Source organism: Anabaena sp. UHCC 0253 (assembly GCF_009712085.1).
Classification (GTDB): Bacteria; Cyanobacteriota; Cyanobacteriia; order Cyanobacteriales; family Nostocaceae; genus Dolichospermum.
This window is the reverse complement of the sequence record NZ_VILD01000007.1, coordinates 255,319-275,931: the sequence shown is the minus strand read 5'-3', so window position 1 is coordinate 275,931 and position 20,613 is coordinate 255,319. Positions and strand designations below refer to the sequence as shown.

General features: G+C 37.0%; 17 protein-coding genes. 7 read left to right on the top strand and 10 right to left on the bottom strand.

Annotation, left to right across the window (positions count from 1 at the left end; genetic code table 11):
• The first annotated feature begins 10 nt into the window (after positions 1–10).
• The 3 genes from FJR38_RS19590 (at position 11) to FJR38_RS19580 (ending at position 2,449) form a co-directional block, all read left to right on the top strand.
• On the top strand, positions 11–595 hold the full coding sequence (locus FJR38_RS19590) for a hypothetical protein (RefSeq protein WP_168538877.1): 585 nt from the start codon (positions 11–13) through the stop codon (positions 593–595).
• Between the two features lie 100 nt (positions 596–695).
• Positions 696–1,790, top strand: coding sequence for an ATP/GTP-binding protein (locus tag FJR38_RS19585; protein WP_168538875.1), 1,095 nt, complete (start codon positions 696–698; stop codon positions 1,788–1,790).
• Between the two features lie 2 nt (positions 1,791–1,792).
• Positions 1,793–2,449 carry a DUF3226 domain-containing protein gene (locus FJR38_RS19580; RefSeq protein WP_168538873.1) on the top strand — a complete coding sequence of 219 codons (657 nt, stop codon included), beginning with the start codon at positions 1,793–1,795 and terminating at the stop codon, positions 2,447–2,449.
• Positions 2,450–2,990: 541 nt separating this feature from the next.
• Here the strand turns inward: FJR38_RS19580 and FJR38_RS19575 are convergent.
• The gene (locus FJR38_RS19575; RefSeq protein ID WP_168538871.1) at positions 2,991–4,208 is read right to left on the bottom strand and encodes a lipopolysaccharide assembly protein LapB; all 1,218 of its coding nucleotides are present in this window, start codon (positions 4,206–4,208) and stop codon (positions 2,991–2,993) included.
• A 131-nt stretch (positions 4,209–4,339) separates the two neighbouring features.
• Here FJR38_RS19575 and FJR38_RS19570 point away from each other — a divergent pair, with 131 nt between their 5' ends.
• Positions 4,340–5,128: a phosphate ABC transporter ATP-binding protein gene (locus tag FJR38_RS19570; protein ID WP_168491143.1), complete on the top strand. Its 789-nt coding sequence runs from the start codon at positions 4,340–4,342 to the stop codon at positions 5,126–5,128.
• Between the two features lie 174 nt (positions 5,129–5,302).
• Here the strand turns inward: FJR38_RS19570 and FJR38_RS19565 are convergent, their stop codons facing one another.
• Together FJR38_RS19565 and folK are read right to left on the bottom strand one after the other, a co-directional pair.
• Positions 5,303–5,854 (bottom strand): NUDIX hydrolase, encoded by a 552-nt coding sequence (locus tag FJR38_RS19565; protein WP_168490774.1) that lies wholly within the window; start codon positions 5,852–5,854, stop codon positions 5,303–5,305.
• Positions 5,855–5,952: 98 nt separating this feature from the next.
• Positions 5,953–6,462, bottom strand: coding sequence for a 2-amino-4-hydroxy-6-hydroxymethyldihydropteridine diphosphokinase (folK, locus tag FJR38_RS19560; protein ID WP_168490776.1), 510 nt, complete (start codon positions 6,460–6,462; stop codon positions 5,953–5,955).
• Positions 6,463–6,767: 305 nt separating this feature from the next.
• Here folK and FJR38_RS19555 point away from each other — a divergent pair, with 305 nt between their 5' ends.
• Positions 6,768–9,029 (top strand): transglycosylase domain-containing protein, encoded by a 2,262-nt coding sequence (locus tag FJR38_RS19555; RefSeq protein WP_168538987.1) that lies wholly within the window; start codon positions 6,768–6,770, stop codon positions 9,027–9,029.
• A gap of 108 nt (positions 9,030–9,137) precedes the next feature.
• Positions 9,138–9,332: a photosystem II assembly protein Psb35 gene (gene psb35 / locus FJR38_RS19550; RefSeq protein WP_168490778.1), complete on the top strand. Its 195-nt coding sequence runs from the start codon at positions 9,138–9,140 to the stop codon at positions 9,330–9,332.
• Positions 9,333–9,410: 78 nt separating this feature from the next.
• On the opposite strand, the gene FJR38_RS19545 is transcribed toward psb35, so the two are convergent.
• Both FJR38_RS19545 and FJR38_RS19540 read right to left on the bottom strand, forming a co-directional pair.
• Positions 9,411–9,833 carry a TerB family tellurite resistance protein gene (locus FJR38_RS19545; RefSeq protein ID WP_168490780.1) on the bottom strand — a complete coding sequence of 141 codons (423 nt, stop codon included), beginning with the start codon at positions 9,831–9,833 and terminating at the stop codon, positions 9,411–9,413.
• A 58-nt stretch (positions 9,834–9,891) separates the two neighbouring features.
• Positions 9,892–11,232 (bottom strand): 16S rRNA (cytosine(967)-C(5))-methyltransferase, encoded by a 1,341-nt coding sequence (locus FJR38_RS19540; protein WP_168490781.1) that lies wholly within the window; start codon positions 11,230–11,232, stop codon positions 9,892–9,894.
• A gap of 383 nt (positions 11,233–11,615) precedes the next feature.
• On the opposite strand from FJR38_RS19540, the gene FJR38_RS19535 reads away from it, so the two are divergent.
• The gene (locus tag FJR38_RS19535; RefSeq protein WP_168490782.1) at positions 11,616–12,254 is read left to right on the top strand and encodes a hypothetical protein; all 639 of its coding nucleotides are present in this window, start codon (positions 11,616–11,618) and stop codon (positions 12,252–12,254) included.
• A 159-nt stretch (positions 12,255–12,413) separates the two neighbouring features.
• On the opposite strand, the gene FJR38_RS19530 is transcribed toward FJR38_RS19535, so the two are convergent.
• The 5 genes from FJR38_RS19530 to FJR38_RS19510 all read right to left on the bottom strand — a co-directional run.
• A complete protein-coding gene (locus FJR38_RS19530; protein WP_168490783.1) occupies positions 12,414–12,620 on the bottom strand; it encodes a hypothetical protein in 207 nt (68 codons plus the stop codon).
• Positions 12,610–14,025, bottom strand: a complete 1,416-nt coding sequence (locus tag FJR38_RS19525) for a glycoside hydrolase 100 family protein (protein ID WP_168490784.1) — start codon at positions 14,023–14,025, stop codon at positions 12,610–12,612. Before FJR38_RS19525 ends, FJR38_RS19530 begins: the two co-directional genes overlap by 11 nt.
• Positions 14,026–14,411: 386 nt before the next feature.
• Positions 14,412–15,866, bottom strand: a complete 1,455-nt coding sequence (locus tag FJR38_RS19520; protein WP_168490786.1) for a glycoside hydrolase 100 family protein — start codon at positions 15,864–15,866, stop codon at positions 14,412–14,414.
• Between the two features lie 429 nt (positions 15,867–16,295).
• Positions 16,296–18,011, bottom strand: coding sequence for a DnaJ domain-containing protein (locus FJR38_RS19515; protein WP_168490789.1), 1,716 nt, complete (start codon positions 18,009–18,011; stop codon positions 16,296–16,298).
• A gap of 13 nt (positions 18,012–18,024) precedes the next feature.
• Positions 18,025–20,613: CHAT domain-containing protein (locus tag FJR38_RS19510; protein WP_371418247.1), on the bottom strand; the 2,589-nt coding region annotated here is incomplete at its 5' end.

Sequence of the window (20,613 nt, the reverse complement as noted above, 5' to 3'; positions counted from 1 at the left end):
AACTCTAATCATGATGATAATACAAAAAATCAATGAATATCAAAAATATTCATTTGAGCAAAAAACTCTTCTTAGAGGAGCATTCAAAAAGATAGATAGAGAAATAAAACGGATAAGATGGATGATTTATGAACAAAAAGGTTTTTGGATATTTAAAAACCATGTATATTCTAAGGAGACTTTATTTAATGAATTAAATGATGATGGAAAAATTGTGAAAATACTGGATAATGTTGACCATCTGACAATGACATGGAATAGACATGGTATTTTAACTCGTGATGGTATTGATTTTCTAAACCTCAAGCGCGATGAGATTACAACGGAACTGGAGAATATTCAAAATGAAATTGCTAGAAGAGATCCCACCTGGTGGGAACAAATTTCTGGTATTTTTATAGAATTTACAAATTTTGTAAGAAATCATATTCCTCAATTTGCAATCGGTTTTCTCATGGGAGTTGCAAAATATCCAGTTCTTCAGCCTTTGGTTAGTTTATTTTTACCATCTCCTAACTTTTCTACTGTTGAAACTAAACTATTGGAACAAGCAATAGAAGATTATATAGATATTAATGCTGATGCTATAGACTAATTTATCCCCTTGTATCCCCGACTTCTTTGAGAAGTCGGGGATCTGAGTGTTATAATAATCTTACTCTCATTATTTCTCTTTTGTCTTCATCTTAAAAATTATGTTGAAAAGTGTAAAAATAGAGAATTTTCGAGGTTTCAAGTCTTTTGAACTTCAACAACTAGGTAGAATTAACTTACTAGTTGGTGAAAATAATAGCGGTAAAACATCAATACTAGAAGCTATTCAACTTTTCTGTTCACGGTGTAATTTAGAAATACTACGTGAAACAATGAATAACCGCAGTGAATATTTCTATGATGATGAACTGAGGAGAGAGGGTCAAATCGGAAGAGATGGAGAAATTGATATTCGTCACTTGTTTTATGGTCACGAAATTGAACCAGGAAGTCAATTATCTATCATGGATGATAACCAAAATAAACTGAGTTTATCCATAGAATTACCTCTTAGTGATGAAAAAATACCAGATGAACTGAAAGAACTTCAATTTAGAGTTTCTTGGATTCCTGAATTAGAAGATGAACCTTTAATAATATTACCTTTATCATCAAATGGTGGACTTCCCGCATTTTCTATACGTAAATCTCGTATAAAAGATGGTAAAAACCCAATACGAAAAACACTATTTATTACATCATCATCTTTGAAAACTGATCAAATGATAGAGTTATTTAATCAAGTGGTACTAACACCTGATGAAAAAATTATTGAACAGACACTCAATAAAATAGATTCAAAAATTCAACGTATTGCTGCGGTTAATCCTCAAAGATCAAGATATTCACCATATTCACGAAGTGGTTTTGTTGTACTTCTTGGAGATACTAATCAGCGTGTACCTATTGGCAGTATGGGAGATGGAATTTGGCGAATTTTAGGACTCGCATTAGCTATAGTATCAGTTAAAAATGGTTATTTATTTGTAGATGAAATAGATACTGGACTCCATTTTACTGCAATGTCGGGTATGTGGAAAATGGTTTGGGATACAGCTAAAAGACTAAATGTACAAGTTTTTGCAACTACGCATAGTAGTGATTGTTGGAAAAGTTTGGCTGAGATTGCAGAACAAGAAAATGTAAGAGATGATGGTATTAGGATTCATAGAATTGAAAAAGGTAAATCAAAAAGTATACTGTTTAATGAAGCACAAATTATTATTGCTGCTGAAAGAGAATTAGAGGTACGTTAGCAATGGCAAAACATTATCACCCCAAAAGGCTTTTAGTTGAAGGTCAAGATGATTTACGAGTCATACCACAATTAATTGAAAAAAATGGAATTAATTGGGGAGAGAAAAAAGAGGAAGCAATTATATTAATTCAAGAATGTGGAGGTTATGAAAATATTACTTATGACCTGATATATACAGAATTACAAACTGGAAGATGTACACATTTAGGTTTAATGGTAGATGCAGATGATAATGCGTCTTTACGTTGGCAAAGTATCAGAAATGCTTGTTTACAAATAGAAAGTATTTCTCATCTTCCTGAACAAATACCAGAAACAGGATTAATTATTAATACACAAGATGATCAGAAAATTGGTGTTTGGATTATGCCAGATAATATCATCGAAGGGATGTTAGAAACATTTTTAGGTTATATGATTCCTGAACAGGGAGAATATCTTTGGGAATATGCACAGGAAGTAGTCAGAGAAGCAAAAAATAAAGGTGCAACATTCAAAGAATCTTATATTGATAAAGCAGAAATTTACACCTGGTTAGCATGGCAAGATGAACCAGGTAGACAAATACATCAAGCTATCAAATATAATATATTGACTCCGCAAACTCCCAAGGTGCAAGGGTTTATTAATTGGTTTAAGGATTTGTATGATTTATAACTTAGTGATGTTTTGAATAAACAAATCTCCATTAATTTTTCACTTTCCTTTATGCAAAATGCCACAAAAATAGCCGTAATTCATGAATTAGCAATACCCAAAAATATAAAAATATGAATCAGTATTTGCTGTATATCATCACTGCTAAACGATAGGAAGGTATTAATACGATATATATAAAGCACTGAAATATACAGCATGAACGGCTGAAGATATAAACCTCTAAACAATAGAGTATATCAATTGAAAATATCTCAGACAAAATAGTTTTAATTATGTCCGAAATTCCTGCATATTGTAGACACAGTAGCAATATTTTATATATATTGAACTACTCCTAAAGATAGATAAATCCTCTAATTTACAGACATAAATACAGGAATTATGTCCTAACTTTTATGTCCCAAGACTTGATAATCTGCAATTAATTAGCAAAAATACAAGTAGGTCTAACATCTTGTAGGCTCTCTTGGTGACAACTTAACCTTATCCAATGTCCAAAGTCCGCTAACGCGGACTTTTTTCTTTAGGCTGTTCTCAACTACATTTTCTCCTCAGTTTTTAGCTTTTCAATTTGTTGGGTAAAGTATGCTTCTTGATGTTTAAGTTGTTGGGCAATTTCTAATCCCTGCTGAAATGCTGTTAATGCTTTTGCATATTCTCGGTTTTCTAAATATAAGTTACCAATTTGATCATAGGCTGACATTAATCCGTAAAAATTTCTGGCTAATGTTTCTGTTTCAATGAGAATTTGGCTAGTTTCTAAAGCTGCATCTATTTGTTTTTGTGAACGGTAAAAAGCAATTAATTTTTGTAACGCTTCTCCAGCCCTAGCGTATTGTTCTAATTGCCAGGCGCTAGTATAAGCTTCTTGATAATTGTTGAAAGCCTGTTGTTTTAAATTGGGATTTTCTTTAGCTAGGGATTCATAATTTGCAGCGATCGCTAATTTTAAAGCCGGAATTTGACTCAGATTTTGCTCACTAGTGTAAATTTCTACTAATTTGCTAAAGATATCTATAGCTGCTTGTGGTTGTTTACCTTGGGTATAGATATAAGCTAACTGTTGTAAATATGCTAATTCATTAATTTTATCCCCTCGATTAATTGCCAAATTCAACAGTTTTTGGTAAACATTAGCAGCTTGGGGATAATTAAACCAACTTAAATTTAATTCCCCAATAGTTTTTAAAGTCTCGATTTCTCCAACTACATCTTGTTGCTGTTGTACTAAGATCAAAACTTGTTCATAAACAGATAGCCCTAATTTAGGAAGACGCATTTTTTGATACGCATTACCAAGCGATCGCCATAATTCTAAATCGGTACTTTTTTGTTTCTCCATCTGGCTTTGAATTACTTGCAATCGCTGGCTAATATATTGCACCTGTTCGCGTTCATTCTCGTTCCATGCAATTTCTCCTACCCGTGATAACGCTTCCACTTCGGCCAATGTACCTAAAACCCGTCGCAATCGGAGTTCACGATTCCAAATCTCAAAGGCTTTTTTTCGATCTTCTCCTTGTATTGTTATCAGCGCCTCTTGATTTAACTCATCTAAATCCGTCTTCAATTTTTGTAATTCTATTGATGTTAATTCGCGCTTATTTGGTAATAGCGGATCTGGTGTAGTTATTTCTAGAGGACTCGGAGGAAACTTATCTAAATCTTCAAACTTTTTCTCCTTTGCTAGTGTGCCAGAAATACACAAATGCCAGATACTAATAGTAGCAATGATTAAAATTAAACGCTGTAACATGGTACTTCCCTTATTAAATTAATTAAACGCAGCATTGTAGATTAATAGAAGACATAATTTAGATTATAAGCAAATATTACAGATATTCCACTAGAACATCTCTACTCACTCCTGACTCCTTTTTTATGAATATGATTAAAATAATTCCTGCCATTAGTGTAAAAAACTTTGGTTTTTACTATAACCAGCAGAAAGTTCTTGACAATGTGTCTATGGACATTCCCCAAAATAAAATAATTGCCATTATTGGACCAAGTGGTTGTGGCAAATCTACATTTTTAAAGTCTCTCAATCGAATGAGCGATTTAGAAGGAGAAATCCAAATTGAAGGAAAAATCGAATTTTTTGGGCAAAATATTTATGAACGACGAATTAATCTGAATCGTCTCCGTCGCCAAATTAGTACCATCTATTCCAAACCTCATCTTTTTCCCCTGAGCATTTATGATAACGTTGCTTACGGGGTAAAATTGATTGGATGGCGACCAAAACCAGAATTAGATGAAGTTGTAGAGTTAGCTCTCAAAGCTGCTGATATTTGGGAAGAAGTCAAAAATAAGCTCCATAAATCGGCTTTAGAACTTGGTTACGGAGAACAACAACGTTTGTGTATTGCTCGCGCATTAGCGGTCAAACCCCAAGTTATTCTCATGGATGAACTTTGTGCTGGACTTGATCCTATAGCCATCATGAAAATTGAAGAATTAATTGAATGTTTGCGTTCGGAACTGACAATTATATTCATCTCTCACAATATGCAACAAGTCTCTCGGCTGGCGGATTTTACAGCATTATTTCAATACAATGAAAATCATATTGGACAATTACGAGAATTTGCCTCAACAAAAAAAATCTTGGCTCAATATACAGATTATAGTATCCGAGACTATGTTACCAGTTATCCAAGATTCAGTAAGTGAACATAAAAAACCCAGAAAATCAATCCCTGATTTTTTCAACAAGCATCAGCATTTGGTGTAAGGGCGAAGCATTCGGAAAATAAACATGGGAAGAAACCGATAATTTGTCGCCCGAATGCTTCGCCCCTACGTGGGAAAAAACCGATAATTTATCCTCCGAATGCTTCGCCCCTATTAACCTTCTAAAAATGAACGCAACAGGAAAAAACTAGCAATAGATTTAGCATCTACAGGTTCTCCTACCAAAATTGCTTTTTCTAATTCTTCAGGAGTGAGTAATACTATTTCGATATCTTCATCTTCATCTTTTGCTGGTGGTGTTTCCAGCTTTTCTAAATCTCTAGCAATAAAAGCATAGATAATTTCATCAGAATAACCAGGAGCAAGGAAAAACTCACCTAGTTTATCCCATTGACGAGCATGATAACCGGTTTCTTCCTGAATTTCCCGTTTGATTGTCTCTAAAACATCTTCATTGGGTTCTACTGTTCCGGCTGGAAATTCTAGTAATCTACCCTGTACTGCAAACCGATATTGACGCACAAGTACGAGCTTTCCATCTGCGGTCATGGGTATGGCTAAAGCGCCACCAGGATGGCGAATACATTCCCATTCTCCTTCAGATTTGTTGGGTAAACGCAAGCGATTAACTTCAAAATTAAATTTGCGTCCTTTATAAAACAAGCGTTGCTTCAGCAACTGTGGTAATTCTCTACCTAATGGCATAGTAAAATTCTAGGATCTGTAAATACAGAGAATGTATACGGGGTTTTTTTTTGTAATCAGTGCTTTTTGGGTTGTAAAAATGCTAATTTTTTTACCCACTACAATAAATGTACATCACAAGTGTCTACATCTTGAACTAAATCTTGAATTGCCCTTTGAGATAGGGGATCTATCCAATCTGGAGCAATTTCTACTAGGGGAACTAAGACAAAAGCTCTTTGGGCCATTTGAGGATGGGGAATTTGGAGATTTGGCTGATTCAAAATTAAGTCATCATACAATAACAAATCTAAATCTAGGGTGCGTGGCCCCCAGCGTTCCTGACGCACACGCCCAAATTGTTGTTCAATAGCGAGTAAATTTTCTAATAAAGCTATTGCTGACATTTGCACACATAATACTGCACAACCATTGAGGTAATCTGGTTGAGTTGGACCTACGGCTTTGGTGCGATACCAACGAGATTTGGCTTTTATAGTAATACCTGATGTTTGGGCTAAAGCTGCTAAAGATGCTTCTAAAATAGCCTGGGAATTACCGATATTACTACCAAGAGCGATCGCGGCGATCGCTGTGGGGATCGTCACCTGACTGGCAGTTTTCAACATAATTTTATCCAGACATTCTGCTTCTTGCTCACTGCTTCTGGATTTATCTTCATTTTTTGGCGCTAGTTTCCAAGTTTTTACTGTTCCGCAGCATTATGCAAAAATTGCATTTTTATTAATCAAAATTAATATTCAGTCTCAGATTTTTCACAAAACATATTCTAGCACTGAATTAAGTTAATTGTTTATGATGTATTATGTGAACACCAAGATATTGCCCGCAAATAAATCAGGAGCAACTGCTATTGCCAAGTGGTAATCGTCAACAAAATGAGGAGTCCGCACATGAAAACTTATTACCGAGAATGCAGGTGAAGGCGAAGCAGTTACTAAACCGGATGACAAACTTATCATCAGGAATCTTGGGCAAAATTGCCAGCAGCGATAAACCTTTTTATCGTCGTTTTTGGTTGTGGGCAGGTTTAAGTGTAGGTGGTGGGATCATTGCTTTCCATTATGCTGTCTTAGAAATAGATAGGAATTTACCAGACGACTCAGCACTCAAAGCTGTAGCGCGAGAGCAAACACTGACAATTAAGGCTGGTGATGGGACAGTTTTACAACAGCAAGGTGAAGCAACTAGAGAAGTTCTGAAAATAGAACAAATCCCAGATAACTTAAAGAAAGCTTTTATTGCTTCCGAAGACAGAAGATTTCATCAACACAATGGCGTGGATACCCTGGGAATTGCTAGGGCATTTATTAATAACCTGCGATCGCAAAACCTGGTAGAAGGTGGTAGTACCATCACCCAGCAAGTAGCACGAATTCTTTTCCTCAAACAAGAAAAAACCCTATCCCGTAAACTCAGAGAAGTGAGATTAGCTCAGAAAATAGAGCAGGAATTGACGAAAGATCAGATTCTGGAACGTTATCTAAATCTCGTTTATTTAGGCTCTGGTGCTTACGGTGTCGGCGATGCAGCTTGGGTTTATTTTAGTAAACCCGTAGATAAACTGACGTTATCAGAAATGGCCACTCTGGCTGGTTTAGCGCCTGCCCCTAACGTCTACGGTCCAGATAAAAATCCCAAAGTAGCTACAGAAAGACGAAATCTGGTACTACAGCGGATGCTAGAAGATGAATTCATTACACCAGCCCAAAAACAAGCCGCTACTCAAGAAGCATTGGTCGTTAATACCAGTTTACCCAAACGGTTGCAAGTAGAGTTTCCCTACTTTACTACCTACGTTCAACAGGAATTACCAAAGCACGTTTCCGCTGATGTTTTAGCTAATGGCGGTTTAGTAGTAGAAACTACCTTAAATCCAACTTGGCAAAAAGCCGCAGAAGCCGCTATCGCAAAAACCTTAAAAAATCGAGGCCGTTGGCAAAACTTTAAAGAAGCAGCTTTAGTGGCCATAAATCCTCGTAATGGGGAAATTCAAGCCATGGTAGGCGGTAAAGACTTTGGGAAAAACCAGTTTAATCGGGTAACTCAAGCCCAGCGTCAACCAGGATCAACCTTTAAAGGTTTCGTCTATGCTACAGCGATCGCTACAGGTAAAAATCCCTATGATAGCTATCTAGATGCACCTTTACTAGTAGATGGTTATGAGCCAAAAAACGCTAATAAGAAATTCTCTGGTTGGTTAAATCTCAAAGATGCTCTCACCAATTCTGTAAATACAATTGCCGTGAAAGTATTAATAGATGTAGGTTTTGAACCCACTATTAAACTTGCCCAGGATATGGGAATTAAGTCACCTCTTAAACCTACTTACTCTTTAGCTCTTGGTTCTAATGAAGTCAATCTCCTAGAATTAACCAGTGCTTACGGAACATTCGCTACACAAGGAAATCATACAGAAGTGCATGGTATTCGCCGTATCATTAACCGGGAAGGAGATATACTTTGGTCAGCTAAATATGAACCTAAGCAAGTTCTAGATGCTGATAGTACCGCCATTATGACTTGGATGTTACGGAATGTAGTCACAAATGGAACAGGCGGTGCGGCTCAATTAAATAATAGACAAGTAGCGGGAAAAACAGGTACTTCCGATGAATCCCGTGATTTATGGTTTATTGGTTATATTCCCCAAGTAGTCACCGGAGTATGGTTAGGAAATGATAATAACAGTCCTACCTATGGTAACAGTGGTAGTGCCGCTTATGCCTGGCATGAATTTATGAAAAAAGCAGTAGAGGGAATGCCTGTAGAAAAATTTCCGCCCCAGCCTAAATTAAAAAATCGCAAAGGTAGCATTAAAGCCAAGCCTATTAAACCCAAAAAACTGATTAATCGCGTTATTCGTGATCAAAATCAAACAACAGACGAAGATAATACCAACAATTCATCCTCATCCAGCCGACGAAGACGACGCTACAATCAAGAAAACTCATCAGTAAGCACATCAACATCAAGACAGAGACGACGCTTACGCAACAGTTCTGGAGAATCTAATCGCAACTCTACGCCTCAATCATCTCGTTCACGACGACAAAGCAGCAGCCAAAAATCACGTCCTGCAAATTCTTCTTCTTCAGTCAATAATAATTCTGGTGGATCTTCATCACAACCATCCTGGAGGGAAAGACTCAAACCAAATTCTTCCCCAGAATAATTAAACCTATCTTTGAGTACAGTAAATATTTTCCCTGGGGTAGATGTAGGTGATTCGCTCAGTTTATACTTTGTTAAGAAGTGTAACCTAAATTAGGCGCATATACTCATGAGTTATTTATTGCTTCAAGTCCCTGTCCAAGATACTGGAAATCACTTTCCCTTGGCGTTTACTTTGGTCTATGTAGTGGGTTTTATCGCTGCTGTCACAATTGGTTCAATCGCCTGGTATAACTCCAAGCGTCCGCCCGGTTGGGAAAGTAAAGAGCGTCCCGATATTGTCCCTAAAATTGATAAGGAGTAGGTAACAGGCAAGAGGCAAGAGGTAAGAGGCAATAAGTAATCAATATTTCCCCTGCTCCCTACTCCCTGCCCCCTGCCACTAATTTTGTACGTCAACCCAACGACGGTAAAGCTTTTGGATTTGTTTAAGGAGTATGGTGTGAGCCGCTTGGTTAGCTCCACTAGACTTACTTAACTCTTCCAACCGGGAAAGAAGTCTTGCTTCTTCAATAGCTACATCACCGTCACTATAAATTAAGCCACTGATGGCTTCAATTAAATTCTCATAATCTTCCTGAGTTGGGCGATCGCCTAAATACTCTTGCACCCAGTCATAACATTCATGCGGCTTTACTGGTACTAATTCGTACAACCAAGGTTTAATCTCTGGATCACTAGCTAAACCTTTAGCTTGAGCTATTTCGCGCAGATATTGCCGCTCTTCTGGCTGGATTTTGCCATCAATCCAAGCCGCTCCAATCAGGATTTTTACTAGGTTTTTTACATGAGAATGATTAACCATTGCCGTCTCCTCTGGTAGATTCGGGCTTTGATAAAATCTTACAATCACTCTTGTGTATTCACCCAGAATCCTTAGTTTTTCTTAAGCGCACCATAAAAAATCCGTCCATATCCTGTTGGTGAGGCCAAACTTTTAACCAACCAGGAACAGCACTATCAAATGAATCAAAAGGGTGCGGCTCTATTTGCCAATGGGGATTTACTGCTAAAAACTCCTCAATTACCTGTTCATTCTCCACTGGATGCAGTGTACAAGTTGCATAAACTAAAACGCCTCCAGTCTTGACAAAAGTTGCATTATGTGATAGTAATTCTTTTTGGAGTTGGGAAAGTTGCTGTACAGATGTTGGTGTCTGTCGCCAACGGGCATCAGCGTGACGGTGCATAGTCCCCAAACCAGAACAAGGAGCATCAAGTAATACACGGTCAGCCGTTTGGTAGAATTGCGGTAAATTACGGCTATCTCCCGTACAAATTTCAATAGATTGTAAATGCAGCCGTTGGGCATTTTCTTTTAATTTACGTAACCGAGAAGCAGTTTGATCACAAGCCCAAATTTTGCCTTGATCTCCCATTAATTCAGCAATATGAGTTGTTTTTCCTCCCGGTGCAGCACAAACATCAATCACCACATCATCGGGTTGGGGGTCAAGTAAATGACTAACCAATTGGGCGCTACTATCTTGAACAGTCCACCAACCTGCACCGAAACCAGGTAAATTTTGAATTGCGCCATTATTACCAATTAATCGTAAAGCTTGGGGTAAATGGGGAATACGTTTAACTAAAATACCAGCAGACTCAAAAGCTGATTCTACCTCTTCCACCGAACTGCGAAGAAGATTTACCCGTAAATCAATAGTTGGGGTTTGATTCATCCAGATACAAAGTTTTTCTGTTTCCTCAAAACCCAATTGTGATAACCACACCTCAATGATCCAATCAGGGAAACTATGTAAAATTCCCAATCTTTCTATCGGATTTTCTGGTAAATTTAACAGTTCTGATGACTTTTCAGCCAGACGCAGATATTGACGTAATAAACCATTGACAAAACCTGTAAGTCCAGGAAAACCATTTTCTTTTGCTAATTCAACAGTAGTATTTACAGCCGCAGAAGGGGGGATTCTTTCTTGATAACGCAGTTGATAAAAACCGAGATGTAAAATCGTGCGGAGGTCTTTGGGTTGTTGCTGGGATTTTTTGGTAGCAATTTGGTCAATAAGAGCATCTAGGGTACGTTGTCTTCTGACGCTACCATAGACTAATTCTGTCATTAAACGACGGTCATTATCGGGTAACTTAAACTTTTGTAGCACTCGGTCTAAAGCAACATCAGTATAAGCCCCTTTGTGTACTTCTTTGAGGGCAATAAAGGCAACTTGGCGGGGGTTATTCATGGAATTTGATCAGGTGGGTTGATGGTTAGAGACAATTGGAGAGAAATAGAAATAACTAAATTTGTTACTTACAGCGATTCCTGCTGTTATCAGGTAAACATAGCGAGCAAGATGTCCGCACCACAAGAGTTTCATTATTAGGACTTACGCAAGTGTCACACTAAAAATCTGTTGTAGGGTGCGTCAGACTGCATAAATCCTGCAAATAAACAGATTATTGATGTCTGACGCACTTTGCCAATGTGCCAGTTGCGTAAGTCTTTGTATAGTTTGGGTATGTAAAATTTTATTTCTGATCAAGATTTGTCAAGTTTAACACGCTATTGTATTAAGCGAGAATTTCCAAATTGACGAAAAATTTACAAAAATATTCTTGACTAGCCATGATAGAAATAAAAAAATCAGCATCAGAAATTGGATTTAGAGTACCAACAGATATTTTTCAACAAATAAAGAATTGGGAATATTCTGTAGATAAAATCGTCTTTGAAGAACAGTTAGCAACTGGTTCTTTTAAAGGTTTTAATGTGTCTTCATCTATGAAACAGATAATGCAGATGGCACAAGAAGAAGGAAAAATTATGCCCTATTATGGTGCTGGGGGAAGTAGCGGAGCTTGCATTTATTATTTTCAAGTCAAAGACAATAAATGTAATTTGCAAGTGTACCATTCTGTAACAGATGAAGCTTTAGTTCTTGATTTAGTAATCAAAAAACTAGATTTCCAAGCACCGATGGATAGAACGAAAGAAATACAATTTTCATTTTTACCTTTTGTCACTGATGAACCATTAGAACACCCTTGGACTGGAGAAAGAAACCCCACAATGATCTGTAAAATTTTTGGTCAAGAATATGAAAGTTTAAAACAGTGGTCAAACTGGATAGATGAGGAAGCTTTAACATCAAGATATATTTATCAATTTGGACAAGTGAGTATGGGAGCAACAGGTTTTTCGATTGTAGTTAAAGATACTCAGCATGGAAATAGTATTGATATTTCTGACTATGATAGTTGGTAGGTTAATAGATGTAATTGCTGAAACATCATTCATACATATAAATACTACCAACCCATGATATTGGATCATCAATAACAAAATGAAACCGCTGCGCTGGAAAATCAATTGTATTGTAATCACGAAAAATTAACTCTGGTGGCAAGTTTTCCTAATTTCGGTTTAATGTTCTTTGTAAAGCGGTGGTAAAAGAACATTCAATCCAAAAAGATAAATCATAATATTGATAGAGATCCCATGAATTCCTTGATTATTCACCTCATTTACCAGTTTTTCTGTGATGTAACCTTTACCAGAACCATCAATTCCGCTAATTTTATGCCTAAATCCTGACTCCTGAAATATGCTAGATTCGCTACTATAAATCACAAAATCGGTAATCCTTTTCAATATCAAATTCCCCAAAACTAATTAACTCTAAATATTCAGGATTTTGCATTAATTCTTTTGCTAATAAAAAACCTGTAATTGTCCAAGTTTGATATCTCCGTGCTTGTTTACCAATTAATGAACCACTTGTACCATCATAATATTCCGGCCATTCATCTTGACTAAGCCTTGCTTGAGCAATTTCAATAGCACGTTCACCAATATTGGTTCTTCCTGTTTTTTGAGCAGCAGCAGTTAAAAACCATAACAAAACTGGCCAACTACCACCATTATGATATGACCAAGGGATATTTTTAGGATCGCAACCAGTAAAAATTTTATATTCTTCATTTTCTAAAGCCGGAAAACAAATTTTCATGGGCATTTGTCCCACCAAATCATCCCATTGTTCTTCAATCAAATTCATAATCGCTTGGGACTGAACTTCATTGGTAAGAGAACAAATAATGGACAATAAATTTCCCAAAGAAAAGAATCGAATATCTAATTGGGATGGTCCGATATTTCCTGCTAGATAACCTCCATGTTTGGGCAACCAAACAGATAAATCATTGTAGGGAATTGAATCTGCATAAATATTAAATGGATTTACTGCTTTTTGTCCATATTCTTCACTCTTAAACCGATAGATAACATTGAGACGTTTCATATCTATCCAATAATAATGACGAATATGATCTCTTAATAAAGGTAAACGATTATCAATAGCTGTAACAATTTCTTCATTCCCTGCACAAATCAACAATTTACGTGCTGCCCGTAAAGCCGCATAAAATAAAGATTGAATTTCTAAAGGATAGCCATAAATACCCATACGACGATAAATCATACAAGCACCATCAGGAACTAATAGCGTTGGGTTCATATCAAACCGAGTCGCTAAACAAAGTTCCATGATTAAGATAATGCCTTGCTGAAATTGAGGCTGCATGGCGAATTTTATATCTTTTGTAGCTTTCACATAAGCGTGCAAGATAATAATCCACCATAGACAAGAATCTACAGGTGTAACTCTAGCGATCGCCTTTTCACCAAAATCCGCTTCTAAAGATTCTTCTCCATCTGTTAATAAAATTCTAAAACTTGCAGGGATTAAACCTTTACTTGGTGTATAAGCATTAAATTGATTTTTCTTCGGTTGTAATTTTAAGGTTTTTTCTAGAAAATTGCGAACAATATCATATCTACCTTTAACTAGAAAAAGTAACGCTGATGGCACAAAATCCCGCACAAAGCAATGATCAAAATTTAAGACAATTTGGGTTTTATCACAAACAGCCATAGTACCTAAAGGCTGACCTTGATAATAAGCAATTGACTGTTCCAGAAGTTTCCAAGCTTCGGTTTCTAGAATATTGACGATTGATATTTCTTCTTTTTTCATAGAAATACTCGGTAAAGGGCAAAAGAGCGCATCTTTAAACCTGGTCTGCTGACAGGATAATTACTCTATTTTTATGACATTGCTTAGTCTGTCATACTCTGATTTCTGGATAAAAAACTGTTGATTTTTTGTTTTTTCTGTGATCCATTCTCTTATTATAATATCCTGTTTGGCAAATCTATTTAGGAATAAAATCAAAAAAGCCCCGGATTTTCTCAGAGGGGCTAAAAATATTGTTACCCTAGACAGTTTTGTCAATCAGGAAAAGTTCAACTATAGTGAACAGATATGAAAAACTAGAAACGAGTCTATTTTTAGCAGACTCTTGATCGGCAGAGACTTCTCGAAGAGTCACAATAATTGCTATGTCTTCAGCCCAGATAGTTTCAAAAAGATACATAAGGGTCTATATTGATACTACCAACTTCAAACTCACAAGCTCTAGAAACCGTTTCTTGTGGTAACTTATCAAAACTAACTAATGGTAAAAATTCAGGATGATCCATGAGTTCTTTCGCTAATAAATAACCTGTAATAGTCCAGGTCTGATATTTTCTAGCTTGTTTACCAATTAGTCTCCCTTTCTTGCCATCATAATACTCTGGCCATTCATCTTCACTCAAACGAGCTTTGGCAATTTCTAGTGCTTTTTTGGCCATATCTATTTTGTTAGTTTTGATTGCTGCTGCTGCTAACATCCACATTAAAACTGGCCAACTTCCCGCATTATGATATGACCAAGGAATGTTTTTTGGGTCACATCCTGTAACAACTCTGTACTCTTCATTTTCTAAAGCAGGGAAACAGATTTTCATAGGCATATCTCCCACTAAATCTTCCCATCTTTTTTCAATCAAAGTCATAATTGCTTGAGATTGTGCTTCTGTAGAAAGATCGGAAATAATAGCCATCAAGTTTCCGAGAGAAAAGAAGCGTGTATCTAACTGAGATGGACCAACATTACCTGCTAAATAACCACCTTTTCTGGGTAGCCATTTATCTAATTCATAATAAGGTAAAGAATCTACATAAATATTAAATAGATTCACCGCCGCTTTACCATATTCTTCACTCTTGAAACGATAAATTGCATTTAAACGAGGAAGATCGATCCAATAATGTTTACGAATGTGTCCACATAGCAATGGTAAACGATTATTAATCGCTTCTACAATATCCTGATTACCTTTACAAATTAGTAGCTCACGTGCTACACGCAATGCAGCAAAAAAGAGAACTTGAATTTCTAAAGGATGGCCATATATACCCATCCGCCGGTCAATCATGCAAGCTCCATCGGGAACTAATAGCGTTGGATACATATCAAACCGATTAGCCAAACAGATTTCCATGATTAATCTGATACCCGTTTGGAATTCAGGTTGATAAGCTAGGGAATAATCATTGGTAGCAATTACATAAGCACGTAATAAAATCAGCCACCACAAACAAGAATCAACAGGTGTGACTCTAGCGATCGCGTGTTCCCCAAAATCTGCTTCTAAATGTTCTTCTCCGTTAATAGATACAACTTTAAAGCTGGCTGGAATTAAACCTCTACCGGGTTTATATGCGTCTAATGCTCTTTCTTTAGGCTGTAACTTTAATGTTTCTTCCAGGAAATTTTTAACAATATCTGTTCTCCCTTTAATCAAGAAAATTAGGGCTGAAGATACAAAATCTCTCACAAAACATTGGTCATAATTTAAAGCCTCCACCGATGGATCATAAGCTGCTAAAGTCCCAATAGGACGACCTTGATAGTAGAGAATTGAATTCTCTAATACTTGCCATGCCTCATTTTCTATATTGTTACTTGTCTCTAATTTATTGAGTTGCATTACCAGACTAACTCCATTTAGATAGTAGATTTGTTGCGAATAGATGCACCTTTAATTATTCTTTATGCCATTTTCATCATAACTTTGAAATAGCAAATATCAATCCAGTCAAAATACTAAAAATCGGCAATGCAAAGGCATAACTGCATAATATTTAGCAGCTTTTTCAATTATTAGAAATATACACCCTTATATGTGTACAACCACCCAACTATAGTATATATACTTAATCAGGAATTGGCTATTGTGATGACGAAATCTATTATTCCCCTACAAGTTAACAATTTATAACGTTTTTTCCGAATATGCAATATAAACAATTAAATAAAATTGGGGGATTAATACTGATGAAGGTATATATATTGTACATTAATAACCATCCAAAAATAGAGCTTTTAGTCGCAAAATCCCCAAATTTTCACAAATTAATTAATTATGTAGATTTAATTGCTGCTGAAACTTTTGATATGCCTGATTCACTACTTGCATAGCACTTTTAGCACTAGGCGAACTGTTAATATCGGGGTGATATAATCTAGCTAATCTCAGATAGGCAATTTTTACGTTTTGAGGATGAGTTTTGGCTGCTACGCCTAAAATTTCCCACCATTCCCCAGTTAAGGGTAAATCATCACTGCTGTGAATTTGTCGCCAAATCTTGATAGTTCCACCTTTACCACCACTAATTAACATTTTACCATCTGAACTAAAAGCTAGGGGACTAAACCCAGAAAGAGTTTCTATTAATTCCCCAGTTCCGATATTCCAAAGTTTGATAATTCCATCTTGACTACTACTAGCAATAATTTTACCATCGGGGTGAATAGCGATCGCATAAATAGCTGTTGAGTGTCCTTTGAGAATGTGACGTAATTCCCCAGTCTGGAGTTTCCATAATTTAATTGTTCTATCTGAACTTCCACTAATCAGAGTTTGATTATCGGGAGTGATTGCTAATGTATTTACTGGTGCTAAATGCTGATTAATTATATAACAGTTTTCACCAGTTTGTAAATTCCAAATTCTGATAGTTTTGTCAGCACTACCACTAACAAGAGTTGTAGAATCAGGACTAATAGCAACAGCTAAAACTGCATCCGTATGTCCATTTAACGTGCGTTTAATTGTTCCCGTATAACTTCCCCAAATTCTGATAGTTTTATCCGTACTAGCACTAACAATAATATTACCATTAGGACTGTAAACAAGTGCATTGACAAAACCATTATGACTATAGGGAGAACTTAAATAAGAGAATGTGCGGTTATATTTTTTTGTTTCTAATTCCCAACTACTAATTTTCCGATCTATACTACCACTAATTACTTTTTTTCCGTCGGGACTAACAGCGACAGATAAAACAGCTTCAGCTTGTCCAGAAAAAGTATAAAGTAACTTTCCAGTTTGCAAGTTCCATAAATGAACTTGTCTGTCATTGCTACCACTAACCAAGATTTTATTATCAGGATGAATAGCTACAGAATTTACAGCGGCTGTGTGTCCCTTGAGAATTTTTACACATTGCCAATTTTCCTGGATTTGAGGAATTATAGTTAATATTTTTGGTGTATTTTTTGGATGCTCAACATTGTTTTTAGCCTTTAATTGTTTTAATTCTTCTTCAATTTCTAAAGCTGTAAATTTGGCATTAAGATCATCACCAGATAACTCTAATAATGCTTCAAAATAATAATCATTTTGGAAAATTTTTGCTTCCATGCGTTCAAAAAGCTGCATGGGAGTTTCCTTAAATTCAGAATCATCTAATAATTTAACCACACCATAAGCAGCAAGTCCTAAAACCGCACCAATTCCTGCCATTGGTACTGTACCAATACCAAAAGCTAAACCAATTTTAGGCGCAATAAATCCTATTCCACCAACAACATTATAAACCCCAACACCACCAACAGCACCTATTCCCATTGCCCCAAAAGCTGCTGTATCCCCTTCCGTGATTCCTGTGAAAGCACCATAAGCAGCAGCACCAACGACCGCACCCGCAACGGTTACAGAAGCAGCACCTATTCCCACACCACCAAAGCCTCCAGCTAGTCCAATTCCGCCGACAGCGGAGGAGATACCCGCACCTGTTAACGTTCCGGTAGTAATGAATGCTGCACCTGTTTGGGATGTTGGTTTCATAGTTGTTTCTGAGTTAAAGCCAATTACCAACTAGGATAAATGGGGCCCAGTAGTAAGGATTTTGGAATTGGGGTTGTTTGAGAATTGCCAATTGGGCGTTCCGTATAGCTTCGGCTTTGGTAACTTGAGAATTGGCTAGTTGGTTGTAAAATTCAATCATGAATTGGGAGGTGGAGTTATCGTCTACTGACCAAAGGCTGGCAATGGTGCTACGTGCGCCGGATCTGACTGCTACACCAGCTAGTCCAAGAGGGGCGCGTTTGTCTCCTGTGGCGGTTTGACAGGCGCTGAGAACGAGGAGTTCTATGGGGGTGTTGCTATCTTCGTCTCGGATTTGTAGTAGTTCGCCTAGTTCTTTGACGTTGAGGCGGTTATCCCAGGTGAGAATAAAGGTATTGTCCGCGTTGGAACTGAATTCACCGTGAGTTGCTAAATGGACAACGGGGAAGGGCGTACCACGCATAAGCCGCTGAAAATCTTTGCTAGTAAAGGTTTCATTAAACAGCACTTCGGTGGGAATTTCTGATTTGATGCCTTGAATTTCTACTTCTACACCAGGTAAGGCAGAAAAGCCTTGTCGAGATTCGGTGATTCCACCAATGAGGATTTTGAGTTGTTTTTGTTGTATGGGTTTGGGGGCGAGGAGTTTTAGTCCTGGTGTTTGGGCTAAACTGTATTTTTCTACTAAATATTGTTTACCGTCATATAGTGCGGCCATGGGGATGTTTTTCATTGAACCGTCCAGGACAAAGACGAGGGTTTTGATACCGCTATTTGCTAAATCTGCGTCTATGGGTTGGATGATCAGGTTGTAAGCTTTTTGAGCGATCGCTTGCCGTTGTTTTTGTCCTAAACTTGGTCTCAAGGATGATCGCATTTCCCGAATAATTTTTTCTAGTTCTATTGCGGAAATGTTGGTTGTATAGTGACGCAGGGGTTGATTACTCAGGGAAACGATTATTTCTAAGCGATCGCGTAATATAATTGGGTAAATTATAGCTGCTGTTTTATCTACTTGATCAATTTTTGCTGTCTGATTTATCAGGCAATCTTCTCCAAAGTAATTGTCCAATTCTGCTACTTTTAAAGATTCAATTAAATCTAAGGCTTTTTGCAGATTCTTTTGATTAATGTCAGTTGCATTTTTAATCTTTTTGGTTTTCTGCGGTTCTAGTAATAAGCCGACTAATTCCCGATAAATTGGTTCTATACTTTCCTGAAAGGAATATTGTATATCCGCATTACCAGATACTAAATCTTTACGGAGATTAGCTAAAGTTTTGACCGCTTGGTTATATGCGTCTATGGCTATTTCTGGTTTACCAGTGGCTTGAGAAACTCTTCCTAATTGCCATTGCCATAAATAACTAATTTCAGCAGCATTACTGCTTTGGGCAAGAATTAATGCCTGTTCTGTAAGTTTTTGGGCTTCATTCCATTGCTGATTTTGTTCATAAAGTTCACCTAAATAACCCAGGGCATAGGATTCTGCTCTCAAATCACCTATACTTTTTGCTTGTTGGATAGCAGTTGCTAAAATTGGGGCGGCTATTTGTCGTTTTTGTTGAGCTTTTTGCAAACTTTGAACGAAGTTAACTCGTGCATAGATACTTGTGCGACTGGGAGGAAGATTTTCTATTTGGGGTTGAATTTGGGGCAGTAAGGCTTGAAATTCTGCTGCTTTTTTTGTATCTGCAAAAAGACGCAATTGATTGAGTTGTGCTTGCAGTTTGGTGTTAGGTGAAGTAGCTGTATCAATTGCCTGTTGATAATATTTTATAGCCTCTTCTGGTTGCTGTTGAGCAGCGGCTGTATTCCCTAAACTTAAGGATGCTAAACTAATATGAGGTTGTGATTTGAGTTTTTGGGCGATCGCCTGACTTTGTTGTAATATCTCTACAGATGTGTCTAATTTCCCCACAACCCGCAGAGTATCACCCAAATTCAACAAGCTAACTACTTTAAGTAAAGAATCTGGTTGATCTTTGAGATTTTGATTTATTTGTTCTAAAGTTTTCCGCGCTCTGGCATATAATCCTAATACGCGCAAAGCCTGAGTTTGGTTGAGTAAACTCTGATTGACTCCTACCTGATTTCCCAATTTTTGATAAACGTTTGTAGCTTGTTCCCAAGTAGTAAGTGCCTGTTCAGTCTCTCCCTGTGCCAGTTGTAGACTTCCCTGGATATTTAATGCCTGTGCCAACATTTCCCCATTTTTACCTTTGAGTAAGTTTAGGCTTTGGGATATAGATTCATTTCCCTGCTGCCATTGCCCTAATTGCTGGTGTGCTAGTGCTAAATTACTCAATACGGCGGCTTGGTTGGGAAAATCGCTATTTTTGGCAAATACTTGTGCGGCTTGTTGCCAAAGGGCGATCGCTTCTGTAAACTGTCCTAATTGGTAACGTTCTTTTCCTTCTTGTACTAATGCAGTCGGGGAACTATTGAGATTCGACTCCACCGTTACCGCAGCAACCACAGGCTGTTGTCCCAAATGTATACTTTTATCTACCTGTAATACAGTCAATAAGGTGACTAATATTCCTAAACAAATGTATTTTAGTCTTGACCAATTTAGAATCATAAAAATAGACGGTAAGTA